Raw genomic sequence first — 23,042 nt, 5'->3', positions numbered from 1 at the left:
CGGGCCCATTAGGGTGAGGTCATGCCAGCGAGCTATGCGTATCTCGGCCCTGAGGGCACCTTCACCGAAGTCGCCCTGCGCACGCTTCCCGAGGCCGCCACCCGGGAGCTCATCCCGTACGTGTCCGTCCAGTCCGCGCTCGACGCGGTACGCGCCGGCGAGGCCGAGGCCGCGTTCGTGCCGATCGAGAACTCCGTCGAGGGCGGCATCACCACCACCCTCGACGAGCTGGTCGCCGGCGCCCCGCTGATGATCTACCGCGAGGTCCTGCTGTCGATCACCTTCGCGCTGCTGGTCCGCCCGGGCACGAGGCTGTCGGACATCAAGACCGTCTCCGCCCACCCGGCCGCACAGCCGCAGGTGCGCAACTGGCTGAAGAAGCATCTCCCGGACGCGCACTGGGAGTCGGCCGCCTCGAACGCGGATGCCGCCCGGCTGGTCCAGGAGGGTCAGTACGACGCCGCCTTCGCCGGTGAGTTCGCCGCCGCCCGCTACGGCCTGGAGGCGCTGGAGACCGGGATCCACGACGCGGAGAACGCCCAGACGCGGTTCGTGCTGGTCGGCCGGCCCGCCCGGCCCGCCGCCCCGACCGGCGCGGACAAGACCTCGATCGTGCTGTGGCAGCGCGACGACCACCCCGGCGGTCTGCGCGACCTGCTGGGCGAGTTCGCCACGCGGGGCATCAACCTGATGCTGCTCCAGTCCCGGCCGACGGGCGCGGGCATCGGCAACTACTGCTTCTGCATCGACGCCGAGGGCCACATCTCCGACCGCCGGGTGGCCGACGCCCTGATGGGCCTGAAGCGGATCTGCCTCCAGGTGCGCTACCTCGGCTCGTACCCGCGCGCGGACATGCGTCCGGGGGATGGGCGGCCACCGCGGCTGGGCACCTCCGACGACGAGTTCGTCGCGGCGGCGGACTGGGTCGCGCGGTGCCAGGACGGCCGCTTCTAGGCCGGTCGTACCTGCCGATTGTCGTTATCCACAGAAGTTATCCACAGGCCACTTCTCGACCTGGGGACAAGTCGACAACGAAGCATGACCCGGTCGACAAATCGCCCTACAGGCCCCTGGTGGGTCCATCCGCACGCAGGTCACCCTTCGTCCATCGTTTTCCTTTGCGTAACTCGTCAGGGTGACCTCTTTCCACTCGAAAGTGAGGATAGAGCGGGTTTCCCTCGGCAATTCCGAGGGTGTGACGGGTCTTCCGGAGTGATCAATTCCGAAGTCCACAGATCTTCCACACAGCCTGTGGATAACTCTTCGGGATGCAGAGATCCCTGTGGACAACCGTGGCCCAAGTCCCGCTTCCCGCAAGGGATTCCCGTCAATGCGGCGCCCCGGGGATGCCTCGTGCCGGGGATGGAGGACCGTGGCATTGACGCTGCACGTAATTCGCCCATAACGGTATGTATGTCACCGCGACCATAGTCAGTCGTGGGCGGTCACCCCGCACCGGTAGCCTTGGGCCCGTGATTGACCTTCGCCTGCTTCGTGAGGACCCCGACCGTGTGCGCGCGTCGCAGCGCGCCCGTGGAGAGGACGTCGCGCTCGTCGACGCCCTCCTGTCTGCCGACCAGCGGCGCAGGTCGTCCGGCGTCCGCTTCGACGAGCTGCGCGCCGAGCAGAAGGCGCTCGGCAAGCTCATCCCCAAGGCGGCCGGCGACGAGAAGGCCGAGCTGCTGAAGAAGGCGGGCCAGCTCGCCGCCGACGTCAAGGCGGCCGACGCGGACCGCGACGCCGCCGCGACCGAGACCCAGGAACTGCTCCAGAGGCTCGGCAACCTCGTCCACCCGGACGTGCCCGTGGGTGGCGAGGAGGACTTCGTCACGCTCGAGACGCACGGCACGATCCGCGACTTCACCGCCGAGGGTTTCGAGCCCAAGGACCACCTGGCGCTCGGCCAGATCCTCGGAGCGATCGACGTCGAGCGGGGGGCCAAGGTCTCCGGCTCGCGTTTCTACTTCCTGACGGGCGTCGGCGCCCTGCTGGAGCTCGCCCTGGTGAACGCGGCGATGGCGCAGGCCACCGCGGCCGGCTTCACCCCGATGCTGACCCCGGCGCTGGTGCGCCCCCAGTCCATGGCGGGCACGGGCTTCCTCGGCCAGGCCGCGCAGGACGTCTACCACCTCGCCGACGACGACCTCTACCTGGTCGGCACGTCCGAGGTGGCGCTCGCGGCGTACCACATGGACGAGATCCTCGACGCCGAACGCCTCCCCCTGCGCTACGCGGGCTTCTCTCCCTGCTTCCGTCGCGAGGCCGGCTCGCACGGCAAGGACACCCGGGGCATCTTCCGCGTGCACCAGTTCGACAAGGTCGAGATGTTCTCCTACGTCGCTCCGGAGGACTCGCAGGCCGAGCACCAGCGCCTGCTGGAGTGGGAGAAGCAGTGGCTGACCTCGCTGGAGCTGCCGTACCGCGTGATCGACGTGGCGAGCGCCGACCTGGGTTCCTCGGCCTCCCGCAAGTTCGACTGCGAGGCGTGGATCCCGACCCAGGGCAAGTACCGCGAGCTGACCTCGACCTCGGACTGCACCGAGTTCCAGTCCCGCCGCCTGTCGATCCGCGTCCGTGACGGCAAGCAGGTCCGCCCGCTGGCCACCCTCAACGGCACGCTGTGCGCCGTCCCGCGCACGATCGTGGCGATCCTGGAGAACCACCAGCAGGCCGACGGTTCGGTGCGCGTGCCCGAGGTGCTGCGTCCGTACCTGGGCGGCCGGGAGGTCCTGGAGCCGGTGGCCAAGTGAGCGACACGGCTTCGCCGGGCGGCTTCCCGTACCGGCTCGTCGCCACCGATCTCGACGGGACGCTGCTGCGCTCCGACGACACGGTGTCGCAGCGCACCCGTGACGCGCTCGCCGCGGCCACCGCGGCGGGCGCCGCGCACATCGTCGTCACCGGCCGCGCGGTCCCGTGGACCCGGCACATCCTCGACGACCTCGGCTACCAGGGCCTGGCCGTCTGCGGTCAGGGCGCTCAGGTCTACGACGCCGGTGCGCACCGCCTGCTGACATCGGTGACGCTGGACCGGCAGCTGGCCGGGGTGGCGCTGGCCAAGATCGAGGCGGAGGTCGGCCCGCTCCACCTGGCGGCGAGCCGCGACGGCCTGGACGGCGAGGTGCTGGTGGGCCCGGGCTACGCGGTCCAGGGCACCCTGCCCGCCACGCCGTTCACGGACGCGTCGGACCTGTGGACCGCGCCTTTGAACAAGCTGTACATCCAGCACCCGACGCTGACCGACGACGAGCTCTGCGAGGCGGCGACACGTACCGCCGGCGGTTTCGTCACCGTCACGATGGCGGGCGCGGGCATCGTCGAGTTGCTCCCCCTGGGGTTGTCCAAGGCGACGGGGCTGTCCCTGGCGGCCCGCCGGCTCGGGTTGAAGGCGGCGGACACGATCGCCTTCGGCGACATGCCCAACGACATCCCGATGCTCGCCTGGGCCTCCTACGGCGTCGCCATGGCGGACGCCCACGAGGAGTTGAAGGCGGTGGCCGACGAGGTGACGTCCTCCCACGACGAGGACGGCATCGCGGTGGTGCTGGAGCGGTTGCTGGGCTGAGCCCCGGGCGCTGGTGCCCTGCGGCTCGGTGGTGCTGGGCGGAGGATGCACGGATCGAACGTGCGCGGGCCCTTCCGGACCCGACCACGGTGTAGCAAACCGGTGCCTTACCACTCGGCCAATCCTCCGGGTGGGCGGCCCACGCGATGTGCGATTCGCGTGCTCGAAGCGGCCGCCCCGGGCAGCTCCCCGTGTGGGGCGAGTTCTACGGAGGGGTGGTGACTACTCCGGATCCCGCCGCGGGCTGCCCTGAAGGGAGCTGGACGTACTGCCGTGCATGGACATCGTCCCGCTCCTCTCCCAGAACGTGGCGCCGGGCTCCTCGCCCGGCCGTGACGACAACCACTGTGCCCGCCGGGCGAAGGGGACGCCACTGATTAAACCGGTGGTCCGACCGGCGGAGGTCCGGCTACTTCCTGCGCCACCTGCGCCGCCGGGCCTTGCTGAAGAACCAGCCCGCGGGCGGCTCGTCGGAGCGCCAGGGCTGCGGCTCCGGTTCCTCGCGCCGCCACTTCGCGGCGAGCATCCGGGCACGGGCGGACGGCTCGGAGGTCCCGGCGGAGCGTATGAAGTCCTCGTCGAGTACGACACCGTCGAGGTCGTCCCCGGCATCGTCGTACTGTGCCCTCTCGCCCGCCATACCCGTCCTCCAGCCGTCCAACTCCCGTTGCGGTTCCCCTGCATCCCGTTCGCCCAGTGTGCCCGGGCGAAGGTGAAGCCCCCGTCAAGACCGGGTCACGTCACTCCTCGCCGGCGAGCGTCAGGGAGCGCAGCTTCTGTCCGGCGAACCAGGTGGCCAGCACCGTGACCGCCAACAGCAGCACCGTCGCCGTGGTCAGACCCACGTCGGAGGAGACCAGGTCCCCGCCGGACACCTTCTGGGCCACGGCCAGCGACCACTGCTGGACGCTCAGAGTGCGGGCGCCCGGCACCAGGGAGCCGAACAAGGCCTCCCAGACCAGCGCGTAGACGAGCCCGAACACCACCGCGTGCCGGGAGACCGTGCCGAGCAGCAGGAACAGGGCCGCGTACGCGATGGAGGCGACCAGCGCGGCCACCGTGTAGGCGACGGCGACCTGCTGGCCGTTGCCGTTCAGGATGAAGCCGGCGATGAGCGTCGGCACCGCGGAGAACACCATGGTCACCGCGATGGCCACGATCAGCTTGGTGAAGATGATCGTCGGGCGCTTGATCGGCTTGGACAGCAGGTACACCACCGAGCCGTCGTCGATCTCCGGTCCGATCGCGCCCGTTCCGGCGATGACGCCGATGATCGGGACCATCGTCGCGAGGGCGAGTCCGCCCAGCAGGTCGGACGCCGTCTGGTCGTCCGCCCCTGCCAGCGCGCGCACCGCCACGGCGATCACGATCAGCAGCATGGGCAGGGCGCCGAGGATGAGGGCCCGGCGCCTGCCGAGCAGGGCCCGGTACGTGAGCCGGGCGACTGTGGGGTCGTACATCAGGGCCTCCTACGCCGCGACGAGGTACGAGAAGACGGACTCGAGGGACTCGTCGGACGGCGAGACCGTGAGCAGCCGGATGCCGTGGTCCCTGGCCACCCGCGGCAGCAGGGCCGTGAAGCGGCCGAAGTCGACGGCTTGGACGCGCAGCGCGCCCTCGGCGAGGTCGACCTCGATGCCGGCCGTCGACGGGTCGGCGATCAGCGCGGCCGCGAGGACCCGATCGTCGCTGGAACGCACCAGGTAGCGGTGCGGCCGGTCGGTCATCAGGCGGCGGATCTTGCGGAAGTCACCGCTGGCGGCGTGCCGGCCGGCGACGACCACCTCGATGTGCCAGGCGAGTTGCTCGACCTCTTCGAGGATGTGGGACGAGAAGAGGACCGTGCGGCCCTCGTCGCCCATGCGGCGCAGCAGGTCCATCAGCTGCATGCGCTGGCGTGGGTCCATGCCGTTGAACGGCTCGTCCAGCAGCAGCAGGGAGGGGTCGTGGACCAGGGCGGAGGCCATCTTCACGCGCTGGCGCATGCCCTTGGAGTACGTCTGGATCTTGCGGTCCTGGGCGTACTCCATCTCGACCGTCGCGAGCGCCTTCTGGGCCGCCTTGGCGCCCAGGCCGTGCAACTCGGCGTTGGCCAGGACGAACTCCTTCCCCGTGAGGAAGTCGTACATCGCCTCCCGCTCGGGCACGACGCCGATCTGCCGGTAGATCTGCTCGTTGCGCCACACGGCCTGGCCGTCGAGGGTGACGGTGCCGGTGGAGGGGGCCAGGAATCCGCCCATCATGTTGATGAGGGTGGACTTGCCGGCGCCGTTCGGGCCGAGCAGGCCGGTGACGCCCGGGCCGATGGTCATGGTGATGTCGTTGACGGCGACCACGTTGCCGAACCAGCGGGAGACGTGGTCGATGGAGAGCGTGGTCACAGTCCCACCTTCTTGTAGCGGCGCATCAGGAGGGCGTAGCTCGCCGCGATCACGCCCAGGGCGACGACCACGTAGACGATGCCCTCGGCGTTGCTCGGGCCCACGCCGCTGGGAGAGGCGGACGTCGCGCCGAGGAACGCCGACTGCACACCGTCGACGAGCGTGATCGGCGAGAACAGCCCGATCCACGGCACGGCGTCGCCGCTGCCCTGGGCGTCGGCGATGGCCTGGAGGGTGGAGACCGCGCCGTAGGTGATGGTCAGCACGGCGATCACGGCCGCGATGCCGAAGCCGCGGCGCGGGGTGAAGGACGCGATGACCAGGCCGATGCCGGCGAAGAGCAGTGAAAGCAGTGTTACGGACACGAGTCCCTGTGCGAATCCCTTGGTCTGGTCGGCGAAGTCGAGCTTGGCCAGCAGGGCGCCGACGTAGAGCACGAGCAGAGGAGCGGCCGTGAGGACGAACAGCGCCGAGGCCAGCGCCGCGAACTTGGCGCGGACGTAGTCGGCGGTCTCGATGGGCCGCGAGAAGTACAGCGGAACGGTCTTGAAGCGCAGGTCCCGCGAGACGGACTGGGGGGCCTGTGAGGCGACGTACAGGCTGATGACCGCCTGCATGACGATCGCGTAGCGGGTGTAGTCCAGGGGCAGGGCGTTGGCCTTGGTGGCGACCGCGACGGCGACCATGATGGCCGCGGGCACGCACATCACCACGAACAGCAGCATCGGCAGCACCTTGGACTTCACCGAGCGGCCGAGGCCGTACGAGCCGCGCAGGGACTGCGAGTACAGGGAGCGGCGGGCGTAGGCGCGGCCGAGGCGGGGGCCGTCGTAACTGCGGTAGCCGATGTTGTGGATGCGGGTCTGGTCACCCGGTGCCGGGGTGGATGTCCCCGTGGAGTGCTCAACCGCCATGGCCGACCGCCTCCTTCCGCTGCTCGTGCCGGTCGCTGGTCGTGAAGACCTCGGAGATGTGGTGCCTGCGCTGCTCCATGCGCACCAGGCCGAGTCCGAGGTCGGCGATCACGTCCCGGACCAGGTCGTACGTCTCCTCGCCCTGCGCGGTGAGCAGCAGGACGTGGCCGGCGCCCGGCAGGCCGCTGCCGTCCTCGACGCTCACCCCGCGCGCGTGCAGCGCCTCGCGCACCGCACGGGTGCCGTCCGGGTGCTCGTCGCTGTCGGTGACCTCGATCGCGAGGGTCGTGGTGGTCTGCGTGAAGTCCGTGGTGGAGCTGGAGCGAAGGAGCTTGCCGCCGTCGACCACCACGACGTGGTCGCAGGTGCGCTCCAGTTCGCCCAGCAGGTGGGAGGTGACCAGGACCGAGATGCCGAAGTCGGTGTGGATACGGCGGATCAGGCCGAGCATCTCGTCGCGGCCGACCGGGTCGAGGCCGTTGGTCGGCTCGTCCAGGAAGACCAGCTGCGGGTCGTGGACGAGGGCCTGCGCGAGCTTGACGCGCTGCTTCATGCCGGTCGAGTAGCCGCCGATGGGGCGGTAGCGCTCCTCGTACAGGCCGACGTGGCGCAGGGTGTCGGCCGTGCGCTCACGTGCGGCGGTGGGCGGCAGGCCGGACATGCGCGCCATGTGGACGACGAACTCGGTGGCGGAGACGTCCGGCGGCAGGCAGTCGTGCTCGGGCATGTAGCCGACGCGCTCACGGATGTCGGCGCCCTGGGTGGCGACGTCGAGGCCGAGCACTTCGGCACGGCCCTCGGTGGCGGGGGACAGACCCAGCAGGATCTTGATCAGTGTGGACTTGCCGGCTCCGTTGGCTCCGACGAGTCCGGTCACACCGGGTCCGACGTCCACGGAGAGCCGGTCAAGCGCGGTCACCCGGGGGAACCGCTTGCTCAGGCTTTCGGTCGCGATCACAGTCACCCCTCGAAGGTACGGGCCGCGCGGGTGGCGGTCGTCACTCCGCAGAGCTGTCTTCGGATCAGCCCTGAGTATTACGGGCCCCTAGGGGTGCTGGTTCTTGAGGGTTACCACGGCCGGGAAGCCTCTATTGACGAACTCTCTAACAACTGCCAGATTCGCCGGATGACGTTGCTGACGGGCGCGCGGGAGCGCAGGGTGCGGACGGGCGAAGTCGAGCTGTGCGTGGCCGAGCTGGGTGATCCGGGGCGGCCGACGGTCGTCCTGGTGCATGGCTACCCCGACAGCAAAGAGGTGTGGTCCGAGGTCGCCGAGCGACTCGCCGGGCGCTTTCACGTGGTGGTGTACGACGTCCGCGGCCACGGCCGCTCGACGGCGCCGCGGCCACTGCGGGGCGGGTTCACGCTGGAGAAACTGACGGACGACTTCCTGGCCGTCGCGGACGCGGTGAGTCCGGACGAGCCGGTGCACCTGGTCGGGCACGACTGGGGTTCGGTGCAGGCCTGGGAGTTCACCACCGTCCGGCGCACCGAGGGCCGCATCGCCTCCTTCACGTCGATGTCCGGCCCGTCGCTGGACCACTTCGGCCACTGGATCGACCGGCGCGTGAAGCGGCCCACCCCGCGGCGGGTCGTCCAGCTCCTCGGGCAGGGTGCCCGGTCCTGGTACGTGTACCTGCTGCATACGCCCGTGCTGCCCGAGCTGGCCTGGCGAGGGCCGCTCGGCAGGCGCTGGCCCCGGGTCCTGGAGCGCGTCGAGAAGGTGCCCAGGGGCGACTACCCCACCGCGTCCCTGCCGTCGGACGCGGCCCATGGGGCCTGGCTGTACCGGGACAACGTCCGGCCGCGGATGCGCAGCCCGCGCCCGGACGCCCGTGCCCACGCACCCGTGCAGATCATCACGCCTCTGGAGGACCGGTTCCTCTCGGAGCGGCTCCACGACGAACTGGATCAATGGGTTCCGCAGCTCACCCGCCGGACGATCCAGGCGGGGCACTGGATCCCGCGCACCCGCCCGGACCAGCTGGCCTGCTGGATCGACGAGTTCGTGACATCCGTCGAGAGCGGGCGGTCCCCGGCGGTGGCCGGCGGCGAACACGCCGAGCGGTTCGGCGGGCAGCTCGTGCTCGTCACCGGGGCGGGCAGCGGCATCGGGCGGGCCACGGCGCTCGCGTTCGCCGAGGCCGGGGCGCGCGTGGTGGCCGTCGACCGGAACGCGGAGGCCGCGGCCCGCACCGCCGAGTCCTCCCGCCGGCTCGGCGCCGCGGACGCCTGGGCGGAGACGGTCGACGTCTCCGACGAGCAGGCCATGGAGAAGCTCGCCGAGAAGGTCACCGCCGAGTACGGGGTGGTGGACGTCCTCGTGAACAACGCCGGGATCGGACTGTCCGGTTCCTTCTTCGACACCACGCCCGAAGACTGGAAGAAGGTCCTCGACGTCAACCTGTGGGGCGTCATCCACGGCTGCCGGCTCTTCGGCCGCCGGATGGCCGGGCGCGGGCAGGGCGGTCACATCGTCAACGTGGCGTCGGCCGCGGCGTACCAGCCCTCCCGGGCGCTGCCCGCCTACAGCACCTCCAAGGCGGCCGTGCTGATGCTCAGCGAGTGCCTGCGGGCGGAGCTCGCCGGGCAGCGGATCGGTGTGACGGCGGTCTGCCCCGGGTTCGTCAACACGGCCATCACGTCGACGGCGCACTTCGCCGGGGTCGACGCCCGGGAGGAACAGCGGCTGCGGAGGCGCACCGCCCGGCTGTACGGGCTGCGCAACTACCCGCCGGAGAAGGTCGCCCGCGCCATCCTGCTCGCGGTGACGCGCGACGAGGCGGTGGTGCCGGTGACGCCCGAGGCGCGGGGTGCGCGGTGGCTCTCGCGGTGGGCGCCGGGGGCACTGCGGAGGATCGCGCGGGTGAAGCCTCCGGTGTGAGGCCCTCCGGTGTGAGGCCGGGTGCCTCAAATACCGTGCATCCACCGCTAGTTGTCCACAGAACTGTCGATTCAGCTGTGGATAACCGCACTTGGCTGTGGATCAAACCTGCGAAGCGAAACTCGATCGCGTGATGCGCGTCTCTCCCGCACCCTGAGGGGATGGACGAGAGACGCACCGTGAAGGTGTCGAAGTACCTGTCGAAGCATCTGCGCCACCAACCGGGACACATCGGGCTGACCCTCGACGCGGCCGGCTGGGTGGAGATCGACGCGTTGATCGCCGCGGCCGCCGCACACGGCTTCCGGTTCACCCGCGACGAACTGGACCATGTCGTCGCCACCAACGACAAACGGCGTTTCGCCGTCGAGGGAACCCGGATCCGGGCGAGCCAGGGCCACAGCGTGGAAGTCGATCTGGGACTGGCCCCGGCCACCCCGCCCGCGTACCTCTACCACGGCACCGTCGCCCGCGCCCTGGACGTGATCCGAACCGAAGGGCTCCGTCCGATGACCCGGCATGCCGTGCATCTCTCTCCCGGCCGGGAGACTGCGACCCGCGTCGGCGCCCGCCGGGGGCAGCCGGTCGTGCTGGCGGTGCACGCGAGCGCCATGCACCGGGACGGCCATGTCTTCCAGGTGAGTGCGAACGGCGTGTGGCTGACGCAGTCCGTGCCGGTCCGCTATCTGCGCTTTCCCGGGTCGGACTGACCTTCGCGTCCGCCGATCATTCCGGGCGCCGTGTCCACCCGGACGCGCACGGTGACTGTTTCACGTGAAACACGGGCGGTCGGCGAGGCTCCCTTAGGCTCGATGCCATGAGTCTGCGTCTGAGCACCGTGATCCTCCCGTACCGCCGCTGGCACGAAGGCGGCCGCGCGGCCTGGACGCGCGCCGAGCAACTCGGCTTTCACACCGGGTACACCTACGACCACCTGTCCTGGCGCACCTTCCGGGACGGCCCGTGGTTCGGCGCCGTACCGACCCTCACGGCCGCCGCGAGCGTCACCGACCGGCTGCGGCTGGGCACCCTGGTGACCTCGCCGAACTTCCGGCACCCGGTGACCCTCGCCAAGGAGTTGATCTCTCTCGACGACATCTCCCGTGGGCGGGTCACGCTGGGCATCGGCGCGGGAGGCTCCGGCTTCGACGCCACCGCGCTCGGCCAGGAGCCGTGGACCCCGCGCGAGCGCGCCGACCGTCTCGCCGAGTTCGTCCCGCTGCTCGACCGGCTGCTCAGCGAGGACGCCGTGTCCTACGAGGGAGACTTCTACTCGGCCCACGAGGCGCGCAACATCCCCGGCTGTGTGCAGCGCCCCAGGCTGCCGTTCGCGGTGGCCGCGACCGGGCCGCGTGGGATGCGGCTCGCCGCCCGGTTCGGCCAGGCGTGGGTGACCACGGGCGACCCGAAGCTGTACGAGAACGGCACGCCTGAACAGTCGATTCAGGCCATTCGCGGGCAGGCGGAGAGGCTCGACGACATCTGTGCCGAGGTCGGCCGGGACATGACCGACCTCGACCGGGTCCTGCTCACCGGATTCACGCCGGACCGCGGTGGTCCGCTCCAGTCCTTGAACGCATTCGTGGACTTCGCCGGGCGGCATGTGGAGCTGGGCTTCACGGAGATCGTGATCCACTGGCCGATTCCCGACTCGCAGTTCGCGGCCGACCAGAAGGTCTTCGAGCAGATCGCCATGGAGGCGCCCGCACAGTTGCGCTGAAGCGTGGACGGGGGTGCCGAAGAGCTTCCGGCGAAGGGCTCCGGCGGAGAAGCTCAAGTGTCGGCTCTCTCCGGGAGTCCCCGGCAGGAGTCCTTGGCGAGGGCGGTATCCACTCGCCTGTGCGGAGCCCCACACGCACGTGCAGGCATGTGCGGGACAATGGCCGGGTGACCTCAGCGACCCGACAGCCCGAGACCGCGGCCGAGACCCTCCCGCCGCGGCTGATCGCCACCGACCTCGACGGCACCCTGCTGCGCGACGACAAGTCGGTCTCCCCGCGTACGGTCGCCGCGCTCGCCGCAGCCGAGAGGGCGGGCATCGAGGTCTTCTTCGTGACCGGCCGCCCGGCCCGCTGGATGGACGTCGTCAGCGACCACGTGCACGGCCACGGCCTGGCGATCTGCGGCAACGGCGCCGCCGTGGTCGACCTGCACGGCGGACCCGGCGCCCACCGGTTCGTGAAGGTGCGGGAACTGGCCCGGGAGAACGCCCTGGACGCCGTGCGGCTGCTGCGCGACGCGGCGCCGGGCACGGTGTACGCGGTGGAGCAGACATACGGCTTCTACCAGGAGCCGGCGTACCCGAAGCTGCACATGGAGATACCGGACAGTCTCGCCCCGGCCGAGGAACTGCTGGGCCCGGACCACCGGGCCGCCGGCGAGTCGGTGCTGAAGATCCTCGCCTATCACCCCGAGATCGACCCCGACGCCTTCCTGACCCTGGCCCGCCTCGCCATCGGCGACCGCGCCAACGTCACCCGCTCCAGCCCCAGCGCCCTCCTGGAGATCAGCGGTCCGGGGGTGTCGAAGGCCAGCACCCTCGCCCTGTGCTGTGCGGAGCGCGGCATCTCGCACGAGCAGGTCGTCGCCTTCGGCGACATGCCGAACGACGTGGAGATGCTCACCTGGGCGGGCCGGTCCTACGCGATGGGCAACGCGCACCCGGACGTGATCGCCGCCGCCTCGGGCCGGACGGTCGCGAACAACGAGGACGGGGTGGCGGTCGTGATCGAGGAGTTGCTGGCGGAACTGCCGTAGCCGCCGGGGGCAGGGGGGCTCAGAGGGACACTCCGCGCGCCGCCAGCCACGACACCGGGTTCACCGCCGAGCCCGTCTCCGGTGTGACCCGGGCCTCGAAGTGCAGGTGCGGCCCGGTGGAGTTGCCCGTGGTGCCCGACTGGCCGATCCACTGGCCCGGGCTGACGAGCTCCCCCTGGTCGACCGCGACGGACGCCAGATGGGCGTACTGCGTGTAGTAGCCCCCTGCGTGCTTGAGCACGATCTCGATGCCGAAGGCGCCCCCGCAGGACACCCTCACCACCCGGCCCGTCCCCACGGCCCGCACCGGTGTGCCGATCGGCACCGCGAAGTCCTGCCCGGTGTGCCGGTGCGACCAGCGCGCGCCACCGCTGCCGTAGGAGGCGGAGAGTTCGTACGTCTCGACCGGCGCGACCCAGTCGCCGTCGCTGAAGCCCTTCTCCGGCTGATCCAGCCGGACCGCTCCGCGGCACGCCCCGGCGGACACCGCGGCGTCCGCCTGCCCCTGGAGCCGAACACGGGCCGACTCCAGCTTCTGCTCGATGTCCGCCTTGAGACCGGCGAGTTGCGCGTTGCGCTTCTCCAGCGCCTGCCACCGGGCCGCGGCCTTGGCCTCGTCCGCCGCCAGCCGGGCCTCGGCACGCCGGTTCTTGGAGATCGCGTTGTTCACGGCGAGGTCCGCCTGGGCGAAGGCGTGCTGACCTCGCATCAGGCCGTCGGGGCTCCCGGCGAGAATCATGTGCGCCGCCACCGGCAGGCCGCCGCTGCTGCGGTACTGGGCCCGGGCGATGCGGCCCAAATCCTCCTGCAGCACGGCGATGTGCCGCCGCTGCGCGTCCAGGAGCGCCTCCGCCCGCTGGGCCTCACCCCGCTGTTCCTCGGCCTCCGCGCGGCCGGCCTCGTACTGCTGCGTCGCCACCGCGGCTTCCTCGTACAGTCGCGCCACCTCGGCGCTGAGGCCCGTGTCCGTGCCGTTTCCGGGTTCCTCGGGCGCCGTCGCCGGCCGGGCGGCGAGCAAGGCCAGCGCGCACAGCAGGACCGGAACGACCAGCCGATGACGGCGATATGAGCGCATGTCAGCGATCGTCGCCCAATCCGGCCGACCCGGCCCTATTCACGTCGTACGGCTGGGGGAACGGCTGCGCCGAACGGCCCAGTGCGTGCTGTTCCCGACCGCTACCGCGCCCCCACCAGCGACTCCGCCGCCGCCTCCCGCTGCGCCATCCCCCGCAACGGCCCGTCCGCGGCCACCAGCTCGGCGTACGGCCCGCGCTGCACCACCCGTCCCCGGTCGAGCACGATCACCTCGTCGACCGCTTCGAGCCCGGCCAGCCGGTGCGTGATCAGCAGCGTCGTACGCCCCTCGGTGGCGGCCAGCAGATCGGCGGTGAGCGCGTCGGCGGTCGGCAGGTCGAGGTGCTCGGCGGGCTCGTCGAGCACCAGGACGGGGAAGTCGGCGAGGAGTGCCCGGGCCAGCGCCAGCCGCTGCCGCTGCCCTCCGGACAGCCGTGCTCCATGCTCGCCGACAAGCGTGTCGAGCCCATCGGGCAGGCTGTCGGCCCAGTCCAGCAGCCGGGCCCGGCCCAGCGACTCGCGCAGCCGGTCCTCGGTGGCGTCCTTCCTGGCGAGCAGCAGGTTCTCGCGCAGCGAGCTGTCGAAGAGGTGCGCGTCCTGCGCACACAGCCCGACGAGCCCTCGAACGTCGTCACTGTGCAGCGCGTACGCGTCCACGCCCGCCAGCGTGTACGAGCCCGCGTCCGGGTCGAGGAACCGGAGCAGGACCTGTGCCAGTGTCGTCTTGCCGGAGCCGGAGGGTCCGACCACGGCGATCCGACGGCCCTTCTCGAGGGTCAGGTCGATCCCGGCGAGCGCGTCCCGCTCCTGCCCGGCGTGCCGCGCGGTCAGCCCCGCGACGACGAGCGGGAACGGCGACGCGGGCGCCTGCCGCGGCCGCTCCGGCTCCCGCACCGGCTCCGGGGCGTCCAGCACCTCGTAGACCCGCTGCGCGCTCCGGTGCACGCGCTGCCGGTACCGCACGGCGAGCGGCAGTCCGAGCACGGCCTCGAAGGCGGCGAGCGGGGTCAGGACGACGACGGCCATGGCCACGCCGTCCAGCCGCCCGGCGGCGACCGCCTGCGCTCCGGCCAGGGCGGCGGCTGTGACGGTCAGGCCGGAGATCAGCGCGGTGAGACCGTCGCCGAGGGCCGTGGCGGTGGCGGCGCGTGAGGCGATGCGGGTGAGCACCCCGTCGGCCTCGCGAGCCTGGGCGGTCCGCGTGGGCAGGGCACCGGCGACCGTCAGTTCTGCGGTACCGGTGAGCAGATCGGCCACCCGCGTCGCGAGCGCCCCGCGTGCGGGTGCCAGCCGGTGTTCCGCCCGCCGGGCCACCGCGCCGGTGATCAGCGGTACACCGACCCCCGCCGCCAGGAGCCCGGCCGCGAGCACCGCCCCCGCCTCGGGCAGCAGCCAGGCCGTGAAGCCGACGGACGCGGCCGACACGACGACGGCCGCCCCGGCCGGCAGCAGCCACCGCAGCCAGTAGTCCTGCAGCGCGTCCACGTCCGCGACCAGCCGGGAGAGCAGATCGCCGCGGCGGGACCGGTGCAGCCCGGCCGGCGCCAGCCGCTCCAGCCTGCGGAACACGGCGACCCGGGTGTCCGCCAGCATCCGCAGCACGGCATCGTGTGACACCAGCCGCTCGGCGTAGCGGAAGACGGCTCGCCCGATCCCGAACGCCCGCGTCGCCGTGACGGCCATCATCAGATACAGCACGGGCGGTTGCTGCGAGGCCCGCGAGATCAGCCACCCGGAGGTGGCCATGAGCCCCACGGCACTCCCCAGGGCGAGGCTCCCGAGCAGCAGGGCCAGTACGAGACGACCGCGCCGGGCACCGGACAGGGCGCGCACGCGGGCCAGGACCCCGCCCGAAGCCGATGTCTCGACGGGCTCGGCCGGGGTGGGCTGCTCGGACTCGCCGGACCGCGTGTCGGTTTCCCGGGCCGCGGCGGGCGCGTCGGGCAAGGCAATCGGGGTCCGGTGCTCCGCCAGCCGCACGACCCGGTCCGCGATCTCCAGCAGCGCCGGCCGGTGCACCACCAGCAACACGGTCCGGCCGACCGCGAGGCGCCGCACCGCCGCGACGACCTCGGCCTCCGTGCCTCCGTCCAGTGCCGCCGTCGGCTCGTCGAGCAGCAGCACGGGCCGGTCCGCGAGGAACGCCCGGGCCAGCGCGAGCCGCTGCCGCTGCCCCGCGGACAGCCCGGCGCCGTCCTCGCCGAGCACGGTGTCCACACCCCCGGCCAGCGCGTCGACGAACTCCAGTGCCCCGGCGTCCCGCAGCGCCCGCCGTACGGCGTCGTCGTCGGCGTCGGGCCGTGCCAGGCGTACGTTCTCGGCGATCGTCCCGGCGTACAGATGCGGTCGCTGCGGCACCCACGCGATCCGGGAACGCCATTGCTCCAGGTCGGCGCCGGTGAGGTCGACTCCCCCGATCCGCACCCGCCCCTCGGCCGGGCGCACGAACCCCAGCAGGACGCTCAGCAGCGTCGACTTGCCGGCGCCGCTCGGACCGACCAGCGCGACCGTCTCACCGGGCTCGACACTGAAGGACACGTTCGAGACGGCGTCCACCGACCGCCCCGGGTACCGGACGGTCACGCCCTCGAAGGACAGCGCCCCCTCCGGCACGGCCCCGGAGCCGGACGCCGGAGCGGGCGTCTCCAGGACCTCGAAGATCTCCTCGGCGGCGGCGAGCCCCTCCGCCGCCGCGTGGTACTGCGCCCCGACCTGCCGCAACGGCAGATACGCCTCGGGGGCGAGGATCAGGATGACCAGGCCGATGTACAGGTCCATCTCCCCGTGCACCAGCCGCATGCCGATCGTCACGGCGACCAGCGCCACTGAGATCGTCGCGAGCAGTTCCAGCGCGAACGAGGAGATGAAGGCGATCCGCAGCGTCCGCATGGTCGCCCGCCGGTACTCGCCGGTGATCCGCCGGATCGACTCGGCCTGCGCCTTGGCCCGCCCGAACACCTTGAGCGTCGGCAGCCCCGCGACCACGTCCAGGAAGTGCCCGGACAGCTGTGACAGCAGTCGCCACTGACGGTCCATCCGGGCCTGGGTGGCCCAGCCGATCAGCACCATGAAGACCGGGATGAGGGGCAGGGTGCCCACGATGATGGCCGCGGAGACCCAGTCCTCGGTGACGATCCGCGCCAGCACCGCCACCGGCACGACCACCGCGAGACCCAGCTGCGGCAGGTACCGGGAGAAGTAGTCGTCGAGGGCGTCGACACCCCGGGTGGCCAGGGCTACCAACGAACCGGTCCGCTGCCCGCCCGGCCGGCCCGGACCGAGATCAGCCGCACGCTCCAGCAGCCGGCCCCGCAACTCGGACTTCACCGCCGCGCTCGCCCGGTGCGCGGCGAGCTCGGTGAGCCAGCCGATCAGCGCCCGGCCGACCGCGACGGCGGCCAACAGCAGCAGGGGAGTGCCGAGTTCGGACACCGACATGCGGTGCTGGAACGCGCCGACCACCACCTCGGCGATGAGCATTGCCTGGGCGATGACCAGGCCCGCGCCCACCGCCCCCAGGGCGACGACCGCCACCAGGAAGCCCCGGGTGGCACGGGCGTACCGAAGCAGGCGCGGATCGATTGGTTTCACGTGAAACACACCTCAGTGCACGGTCTCGGCGATGTGCTGGGTACCGATCCGCTTGCGGAACACCCAGTACGTCCAGCCCTGGTAGAGCAGGACGATCGGGGTGGCGATCCCGGCACACCAGGTCATGATCTTCAGTGTGTACGGGCTGGACGAGGCGTTGGTGACCGTCAGGCTCCAGTCCGGGTTCAGCGTCGACGGCATGACGTTCGGGAACAGCGTCAGGAAGAGCATCGCCACCGTGGCCACGATGGTGAGCCCCGACAGGGCGAACGCCCAGCCCTCACGCCCGGCCCGTGCCGCGACCAGGGCCACGAGGAGCGATGCCACGGCCGCGACCATCGCGACGAACGACGCACCGTCGCCCCGGTCGGCCTGCGTCCACAGCAGGAAGGCGAGCGCCAGCAGGGCGGTGACCAGTCCGACACGCAGCGCCAGCTTCCGCGCCCGCTCGCGGATCTCCCCGACGGTCTTGAGGCCGACGAACACCGTCCCGTGGAAGGTGAACAGCGCCAGCGTCACCAAACCGCCCAGCAGTGCGTAAGGGTTGAGCAGATCCAGGACGCCGCCGGCGTAGTTGAAGTCCTGGTCGATCTTCACGCCCCGCACGATGTTGCCGAAGGCCACACCCCACAGGAACGCGGGCAGCAGCGAGGTCCAGAAGATCGCCGTCTCCCAGTTGCGCTGCCAGTTCTCCTCGGTCCGCTTCACGCGGTACTCGAAGGCCACACCGCGGACGATCAGGCAGACCAGGATGAGCAGCAGGGGCAGGTAGAAGCCGGAGAAGAGCGTGGCGTACCACTCGGGGAAGGCGGCGAAGGTCGCGCCGCCCGCGGAGAGCAGCCATACCTCGTTGCCGTCCCAGACGGGGCCGATGGTGTTGATCAGCACCCGCTTCTCAGGCCGTTCGCGGGCGAGCAGCTTCGTGAGCACGCCGACCCCGAAGTCGAAGCCCTCCAGGAAGAAGTAGCCGGTCCACAGGACGGCGATCAGGACGAACCAGACGTCGTGCAGTTCCATGACTGTGCAGCTCCCTCGGCCTAGTACGAGAAGGCCATCGGCTTGTCGGCGTCACGGGAGTCGCCGCCGATCTTCGTGGGCGGGTTGAGGTCGGCCTCGGTGAGCTCCGGGGGGCCTGCCTTGGCGTACTTGACCAGCAGCTTGACCTCGACGACGGCGAGGATCGCGTACAGCGTGGTGAAGACGACCATCGAGGTGATGACCTCGGCCTGGGAGACACCGGGGGAGACCGCGTCACGCGTCTTGAACAGGCCGTAGACGACCCACGGCTGGCGGCCCATCTCGGTGAAGATCCAGCCCCAGGAGCTGGCGATCAGCGGGAAGCCCAGGGTGAGGATCGCGATGCGCCAGTACCACTTGGTGAGGGTCGGACCGAGCGCCTTGTTCGGCAGCAGCACGAGATGCGGCACTTCGTCGTCGCCCACCCTCAGGTGCTGTGGCAGCAGGAACTTCTTGCGGGTCAGCCACAGACCGGCCAGGCCGATGGCGAACGACGTCATACCGAAGCCGATCATCCACCGGAAACCCCAGTAGGCGACGGGGATGTTGGGGCGGTAGTCGCCGGGTCCGTACTTCTCCTGCTCGGCCTTGTTGACGTCGTTGATGCCGGGCACGTACGAGGTGAAGTCGTCCTTCGCGAGGAAGGAGAGCAGGCCGGGGATCTCGATGGCGACCTTGTTGTGGCCCTTGTCGACGTCGCCGATGGCGAAGACCGAGAAGGGGGCCGGCTTCTCGCCGTCCCACAGCGCCTCGGCCGCGGCCATCTTCATCGGCTGCTGCTGGTACATGATCTTGCCGAGCACATCGCCGCTGATCGCGGTGAGGAGACCGCCGATGACTACGGTGACGAGGCCCAGCCGCAGCGACGTCTTCATCACCGGGACGTGCTTCTTGCGGACCAGGTGGAAGGCGGCGATGCCGACCATGAAGGCGCCGCCGGTCAGGAAGGCCGCGGTGAGCGTGTGGAAGACCTGGGCGAGTGCGGTGTTCTGAGTGAGCACCAGCCAGAAGTCGGTGAGCTCGGCCCGGCCCTTCGCCTCGTTGATCCGGTAGCCGACCGGATGCTGCATCCAGGAGTTGGCCGCGAGGATGAAGTACGCCGAGAGGATGGTGCCGATCGAGACCATCCATATGCAGGCCAGGTGGATCTTCTTGGGCAGCTTGTCCCAGCCGAAGATCCACAGGCCGATGAAGGTCGACTCGAAGAAGAAGGCGATCAGTGCCTCGAAGGCCAGCGGCGCACCGAAGACATCACCGACGAAACGGGAGTAGTCCGACCAGTTCATGCCGAACTGGAACTCCTGCACGATGCCGGTGACCACCCCCATCGCAATGTTGATCAAGAAAAGCTTGCCCCAGAACTTCGTCGCCTGGAGGTACTTCTCCTTCTCCGTCCGCACCCAGGCCGTCTGCAGACCGGCCGTGAGCGCGGCCAGCGAGATCGTCAGGGGGACGAACAGAAAGTGGTAGACGGTGGTGATGCCGAACTGCCATCGCGCCAGGGTCTCCGGCGCCAGAGCCAGGTCCACGTCGCCGCTCCTTACCTACGCTTGTGAAAGCGTTCACATTCACAAGCCATTATGCAGCACGCACTTTCGAGCGCTGGAGGGGGTCCCCTGTCTCCCCCGTCACAGTCAACCCCTTGGCCGGAACTTCAACATATTGTTGAATCTGCGGCATGCAGGCACCGACATCGCTACGAATACGGATCTTCTGGCCGGCGGGGCATCTCATCGCAACCCTCGACGACACCCCGACCAGCCAGGCTCTCGCCAAGGCACTGCCGCTCGTCTCCGCCGCCCGCACCTGGGGCCAGGAGGTGTATGTCGATACGGGCCTGGCGGTTTCACGTGAAACAGGCGCCCAGGACGTCGCCGAACCGGGCACTGTCGCCTTCTGGACCGACGGTGACGCCCTCGCCCTGCCGTACGGCCCCACACCGATCTCACAGGGCGACGAGTGCCGTCTCGCGAGCCCGTGCAATGTCCTGGGCCGCCTCGACGGCGATCCCGGGTTGCTCGCGACCGTGCGGGACGGCGACCCTGTGCGTGTGGAATTCCTGGACGCCTGACCTGGCTCCGGGTCCTACAGGTCCTTACGGAACCCTTCCGCCGCCTTCAGGAAGATGTCGTTCGCCTCGGCTTCCCCGACCGTCACCCGCACACCCTCGCCCGGGAACGGCCGGATGACCACCCCCGCCTGCTCACACACCTCCGCGAACGGGACCGTGCGCTCCCCCAGCCGCAGCCATACGAAGTTGGCCTGGGTCTCGGGCACCGTCCAGCCCTGAGAGCGCAGTCCGTCGACCACACGCGCGCGCTCACACACCAGCGAACCGACCCGGCCGAACAGTTCGTCCTCGGCCCGCAGCGAGGCGATCGCCGCCTCCTGCGCGAGCTGGCTCACGCCGAACGGCACCGCCGTCTTGCGCAGCGCCGCGGCCACCGGCTCATGAGCGATGGCGAATCCGACGCGCAGGCCGGCGAGGCCGTACGCCTTGGAGAAGGTCCGCAGAACACAGACGTTGGGCCGCTCCCGGTAGAGCTCGACGCCGTCCGGCACCTCGGGGTCCCGGATGAACTCGCGGTAGGCCTCGTCGAGAACCACCAGCACGTCCCTCGGGACCCGGTCGAGGAAGCGCTCCAGCTCCGCCCGCCGCACCACCGTGCCGGTCGGGTTGTTGGGGTTGCAGACGAAGATCAGCCGCGTCCGGTCGGTGATCGCGTCGGCCATCGCGTCGAGGTCGTGCACATCCCCCGACGTCAGCGGCACCTGGACCGACGTCGCGCCGCTGATCTGCGTGATGATCGGGTACGCCTCGAAGGACCTCCAGGCGTAGATCACCTCGTCGCCCGGGCCGGAGGTGGCCTGGATCAGCTGCTGAGCGACGCCGACCGAACCGGTGCCGGTGGCCAGGTGAGTGAGAGGCACACCGAACCGCTCGGACAGCTCGTTCATCAGCGCCGTGCAGGCCATGTCCGGGTAGCGGTTGAAGGTGCAGGCCGCCGCGGTCACGGACTCCATCACGCCGGGCAGCGGCGGGTAGGGGTTCTCGTTGGAGGACAGCTTGTAGGCCACCGGGCCACCTGCCGCGGCGGGCTTGCCCGGCTTGTAGGTGGGGATTCCCTCCAGCTCGGCGCGCAGCTTGGGGCTCGTCTCGCTCACCACAGTCCTCCTCGTGAAGACCGGCGGCCCATGACCGCCGCCGACATCCAATACTCCTCACCTTATGAGGATTCGGCGCCCCTGCGTATAGCCACGGCCGACCGGACGGCGTCGGCCTCCTCGGTCCCACCGGCATCAGGGGCATCGCCGCACCAAGGCGTACGAATCCGGGGGCGCGCCTCACATATATCTACGCGCCGGTGGTGCACGCCGTGGCGCGCATCCCCCGTGCAGGTGAGTTGAGACCTCTTCGCAACATCGGCCACTTGGCAGGCCCGTGTGCGCCACCACGTCGCGTACTGCCATAGGAGCCCTCAACCTCCTTGTTTTCCAAGGCAATTGACGTCAAATGATCATGCAGAAACGTGCCTGCCAACGCGTGCATATGCGTCCGCACTACCCCACCGCATGAGCCCTACTATCGGCTCGCCATGACAGCAGCAGGGAAGCACCAGGTGAGCCGCGCGGAAACCTCACGGCGAGGCAATCGGCCGGGTCGGGCCGGCATCAGAGACGTGGCCGCCGCCGCCGGAGTCTCGATCACGACCGTCTCCGACGCCCTCAACGGCAAGGGTCGGCTCCCGGACGCCACCCGGCGCCACGTCCGGGAAGTTGCCGACCGGCTCGGCTACCGGCCCTCGGCCGCCGCCCGGACCCTCCGTACCGGCAAGTCGGGCCTCATCGGTCTGACCGTGACCACATACGGGGATGAACCTTTCACCTTCACCGAGTTCGCGTACTTCGCCGAGATGGCGCGGGCCGCCACCTCCGCCGCGCTCGCCCGCGGCTACGCCCTCGTCATCCTGCCCGCGACCTCCCGCCACGACGTGTGGTCGAACGTCGCCCTGGACGGCACGGTCGTCATCGACCCCTCCGACCAGGACCCGGTCGTCAGCGAGCTCGTACGACAGGGCCTGCCGGTCGTCTCCGACGGCCGCCCTGCCGGTTCGCTGCCGGTCACGGCCTGGGTGGACAACGATCACGAGGCCGGCGTCCTCGGCATCCTCGACCACCTGGCCGATGCCGGCGCCCGCCGCATCGGCCTGCTGACCGGCACGACGACGGACACGTACACCCACCTGTCGACCACCGCGTACCTGCGCTGGTGCGAGCGCGTCGGCCAGGACCCGGTGTACGAGGCCTACCCCGCGCATGATCCGTGCGCGGGCGCCGTCGCCGCCGACCGGCTCCTCGCCCGGCCCGACCGGCCCGACGCGGTCTACGGGCTGTTCGACCCGAACGGCACCGACCTGCTCGCCGCCGCCCGCCGCTACGGCCTGCGCGTGCCGGAAGACCTGCTGCTGGTCTGCTGCAGCGAGTCCACGGTGTACGCCAACACCGAACCGCCCATCACCACGCTCTCCCTGAAGCCGCGCCGTATCGGCACGGCGGTGGTGCAGCTCCTCATCGATGCCATCGAGGGAGTGGAATCCGACCATCCGGTGGAGCAGGTGCTACCGACGGAGCTGATCGTGCGCACCTCGTCCCAGCGACGCCCGCCGCGCACGACGGTCAGCCCGCCGCGCTCACCCGAGGGAACCTAGGTCCAGCGGGGGGACGCCTCGCAGGGGGCGTCCGGCTGAGGGCTTCTCCTGCTGCGGGGGTAAGGGGAAGATCCTCCTCCTGGGGAGAAACAGGGCCGGTCCCCCGGAGAGAAGGGATCGTTCTCGCGAAGAGAAGAAGAGCGAGGACGG

Annotated in this window: 19 protein-coding genes and 1 tRNA gene; 9 read left to right on the top strand and 11 right to left on the bottom strand. The window is 70.5% G+C overall.

The genetic code is table 11. The features are described from left to right. The first annotated feature begins 21 nt into the window (after positions 1-21). From pheA to QNO09_RS23740, 3 genes are all read left to right on the top strand, one after another. Positions 22-954, top strand: a complete 933-nt coding sequence (gene pheA / locus QNO09_RS23750) for a prephenate dehydratase (protein ID WP_283972267.1) — start codon at positions 22-24, stop codon at positions 952-954. A 518-nt stretch (positions 955-1,472) separates the two neighbouring features. Beyond that, positions 1,473-2,750 carry a serine--tRNA ligase gene (gene serS, locus QNO09_RS23745; protein WP_283972266.1) on the top strand — a complete coding sequence of 426 codons (1,278 nt, stop codon included), beginning with the start codon at positions 1,473-1,475 and terminating at the stop codon, positions 2,748-2,750. Beyond that, entirely contained in the window at positions 2,747-3,565 is an 819-nt protein-coding gene (locus tag QNO09_RS23740; protein ID WP_283972265.1) for an HAD family hydrolase, read from the top strand. The genes serS and QNO09_RS23740 overlap by 4 nt, the downstream gene beginning before the upstream one ends. Positions 3,566-3,604: 39 nt before the next feature. Here the strand turns inward: QNO09_RS23740 and QNO09_RS23735 are convergent. The 6 genes from QNO09_RS23735 to QNO09_RS23710 all read right to left on the bottom strand — a co-directional run bounded on the left by QNO09_RS23735 (position 3,605) and on the right by QNO09_RS23710 (position 7,818). Next, positions 3,605-3,693, bottom strand: a tRNA-Ser gene (locus QNO09_RS23735). 281 nt (positions 3,694-3,974) lie between these two features. Continuing rightward, entirely contained in the window at positions 3,975-4,205 is a 231-nt protein-coding gene (locus QNO09_RS23730) for an SGM_3592 family protein (protein ID WP_283972264.1), read from the bottom strand. 100 nt (positions 4,206-4,305) lie between these two features. Next, positions 4,306-5,025 (bottom strand): ABC transporter permease, encoded by a 720-nt coding sequence (locus QNO09_RS23725; protein WP_283972263.1) that lies wholly within the window; start codon positions 5,023-5,025, stop codon positions 4,306-4,308. A 9-nt stretch (positions 5,026-5,034) separates the two neighbouring features. Next, complete coding sequence (locus QNO09_RS23720; protein ID WP_283972262.1) at positions 5,035-5,946, bottom strand: ABC transporter ATP-binding protein; 912 nt, start codon at positions 5,944-5,946, stop codon at positions 5,035-5,037. Further along, positions 5,943-6,860, bottom strand: coding sequence for an ABC transporter permease (locus tag QNO09_RS23715; RefSeq protein WP_283972261.1), 918 nt, complete (start codon positions 6,858-6,860; stop codon positions 5,943-5,945). The genes QNO09_RS23720 and QNO09_RS23715 overlap by 4 nt, the downstream gene beginning before the upstream one ends. Further along, complete coding sequence (locus tag QNO09_RS23710) at positions 6,850-7,818, bottom strand: ABC transporter ATP-binding protein (RefSeq protein ID WP_283972260.1); 969 nt, start codon at positions 7,816-7,818, stop codon at positions 6,850-6,852. The genes QNO09_RS23715 and QNO09_RS23710 overlap by 11 nt, the downstream gene beginning before the upstream one ends. A gap of 168 nt (positions 7,819-7,986) precedes the next feature. Between QNO09_RS23710 and QNO09_RS23705 the strand changes: the two genes are divergently transcribed. From QNO09_RS23705 to QNO09_RS23690, 4 genes are all read left to right on the top strand, one after another. Next, a complete protein-coding gene (locus tag QNO09_RS23705) occupies positions 7,987-9,744 on the top strand; it encodes an SDR family oxidoreductase (protein WP_283972259.1) in 1,758 nt (585 codons plus the stop codon). A 161-nt stretch (positions 9,745-9,905) separates the two neighbouring features. Continuing rightward, positions 9,906-10,454, top strand: a complete 549-nt coding sequence (locus QNO09_RS23700) for an RNA 2'-phosphotransferase (RefSeq protein WP_283972258.1) — start codon at positions 9,906-9,908, stop codon at positions 10,452-10,454. A 107-nt stretch (positions 10,455-10,561) separates the two neighbouring features. Continuing rightward, complete coding sequence (locus tag QNO09_RS23695) at positions 10,562-11,464, top strand: LLM class flavin-dependent oxidoreductase (protein WP_283972257.1); 903 nt, start codon at positions 10,562-10,564, stop codon at positions 11,462-11,464. 167 nt (positions 11,465-11,631) lie between these two features. After that, positions 11,632-12,501: a Cof-type HAD-IIB family hydrolase gene (locus QNO09_RS23690; RefSeq protein ID WP_283972256.1), complete on the top strand. Its 870-nt coding sequence runs from the start codon at positions 11,632-11,634 to the stop codon at positions 12,499-12,501. A gap of 19 nt (positions 12,502-12,520) precedes the next feature. On the opposite strand, the gene QNO09_RS23685 is transcribed toward QNO09_RS23690, so the two are convergent. From QNO09_RS23685 to QNO09_RS23670, 4 genes are all read right to left on the bottom strand, one after another. Next, on the bottom strand, positions 12,521-13,576 hold the full coding sequence (locus QNO09_RS23685) for a M23 family metallopeptidase (RefSeq protein ID WP_283972255.1): 1,056 nt from the start codon (positions 13,574-13,576) through the stop codon (positions 12,521-12,523). A 101-nt stretch (positions 13,577-13,677) separates the two neighbouring features. Next, positions 13,678-17,166 (bottom strand): thiol reductant ABC exporter subunit CydD, encoded by a 3,489-nt coding sequence (gene cydD, locus QNO09_RS23680; protein ID WP_283972254.1) that lies wholly within the window; start codon positions 17,164-17,166, stop codon positions 13,678-13,680. A gap of 12 nt (positions 17,167-17,178) precedes the next feature. Continuing rightward, a complete protein-coding gene (gene cydB / locus QNO09_RS23675) occupies positions 17,179-18,183 on the bottom strand; it encodes a cytochrome d ubiquinol oxidase subunit II (RefSeq protein ID WP_283972253.1) in 1,005 nt (334 codons plus the stop codon). Between the two features lie 20 nt (positions 18,184-18,203). Beyond that, a complete protein-coding gene (locus QNO09_RS23670; protein ID WP_283972252.1) occupies positions 18,204-19,712 on the bottom strand; it encodes a cytochrome ubiquinol oxidase subunit I in 1,509 nt (502 codons plus the stop codon). A gap of 149 nt (positions 19,713-19,861) precedes the next feature. On the opposite strand from QNO09_RS23670, the gene QNO09_RS23665 reads away from it, so the two are divergent. Further along, complete coding sequence (locus QNO09_RS23665) at positions 19,862-20,254, top strand: cyclophilin-like fold protein (protein ID WP_283972251.1); 393 nt, start codon at positions 19,862-19,864, stop codon at positions 20,252-20,254. A gap of 14 nt (positions 20,255-20,268) precedes the next feature. Here the strand turns inward: QNO09_RS23665 and hisC are convergent, their stop codons facing one another. Further along, a complete protein-coding gene (hisC, locus tag QNO09_RS23660) occupies positions 20,269-21,348 on the bottom strand; it encodes a histidinol-phosphate transaminase (RefSeq protein WP_283972250.1) in 1,080 nt (359 codons plus the stop codon). A 431-nt stretch (positions 21,349-21,779) separates the two neighbouring features. Between hisC and QNO09_RS23655 the strand changes: the two genes are divergently transcribed. Next, positions 21,780-22,892, top strand: coding sequence for a LacI family DNA-binding transcriptional regulator (locus QNO09_RS23655; protein ID WP_283972249.1), 1,113 nt, complete (start codon positions 21,780-21,782; stop codon positions 22,890-22,892). The last annotated feature ends 150 nt before the right edge of the window (positions 22,893-23,042 follow it).

The sequence above is a fragment of the Streptomyces sp. 378 genome, from assembly GCF_030124145.1.
Taxonomy (GTDB): domain Bacteria; phylum Actinomycetota; class Actinomycetes; order Streptomycetales; family Streptomycetaceae; genus Streptomyces.
This window is presented reverse-complemented; position numbering and strand designations above follow the sequence as displayed.

Coding starts and splice junctions, on each gene's coding strand:
- pheA (WP_283972267.1), top strand. CDS start 22: ATGCCAGCGAGCTATGCGTATCTCGGCCCTGAGGGCACCTTCACCGAA.
- QNO09_RS23730 (WP_283972264.1), bottom strand. CDS start 4,205: ATGGCGGGCGAGAGGGCACAGTACGACGATGCCGGGGACGACCTCGAC.
- QNO09_RS23725 (WP_283972263.1), bottom strand. CDS start 5,025: ATGTACGACCCCACAGTCGCCCGGCTCACGTACCGGGCCCTGCTCGGC.
- QNO09_RS23715 (WP_283972261.1), bottom strand. CDS start 6,860: ATGGCGGTTGAGCACTCCACGGGGACATCCACCCCGGCACCGGGTGAC.
- QNO09_RS23705 (WP_283972259.1), top strand. CDS start 7,987: ATGACGTTGCTGACGGGCGCGCGGGAGCGCAGGGTGCGGACGGGCGAA.
- QNO09_RS23700 (WP_283972258.1), top strand. CDS start 9,906: ATGGACGAGAGACGCACCGTGAAGGTGTCGAAGTACCTGTCGAAGCAT.
- QNO09_RS23695 (WP_283972257.1), top strand. CDS start 10,562: ATGAGTCTGCGTCTGAGCACCGTGATCCTCCCGTACCGCCGCTGGCAC.
- QNO09_RS23685 (WP_283972255.1), bottom strand. CDS start 13,576: ATGCGCTCATATCGCCGTCATCGGCTGGTCGTTCCGGTCCTGCTGTGC.
- cydB (WP_283972253.1), bottom strand. CDS start 18,183: ATGGAACTGCACGACGTCTGGTTCGTCCTGATCGCCGTCCTGTGGACC.
- QNO09_RS23665 (WP_283972251.1), top strand. CDS start 19,862: ATGCAGGCACCGACATCGCTACGAATACGGATCTTCTGGCCGGCGGGG.
- QNO09_RS23655 (WP_283972249.1), top strand. CDS start 21,780: ATGACAGCAGCAGGGAAGCACCAGGTGAGCCGCGCGGAAACCTCACGG.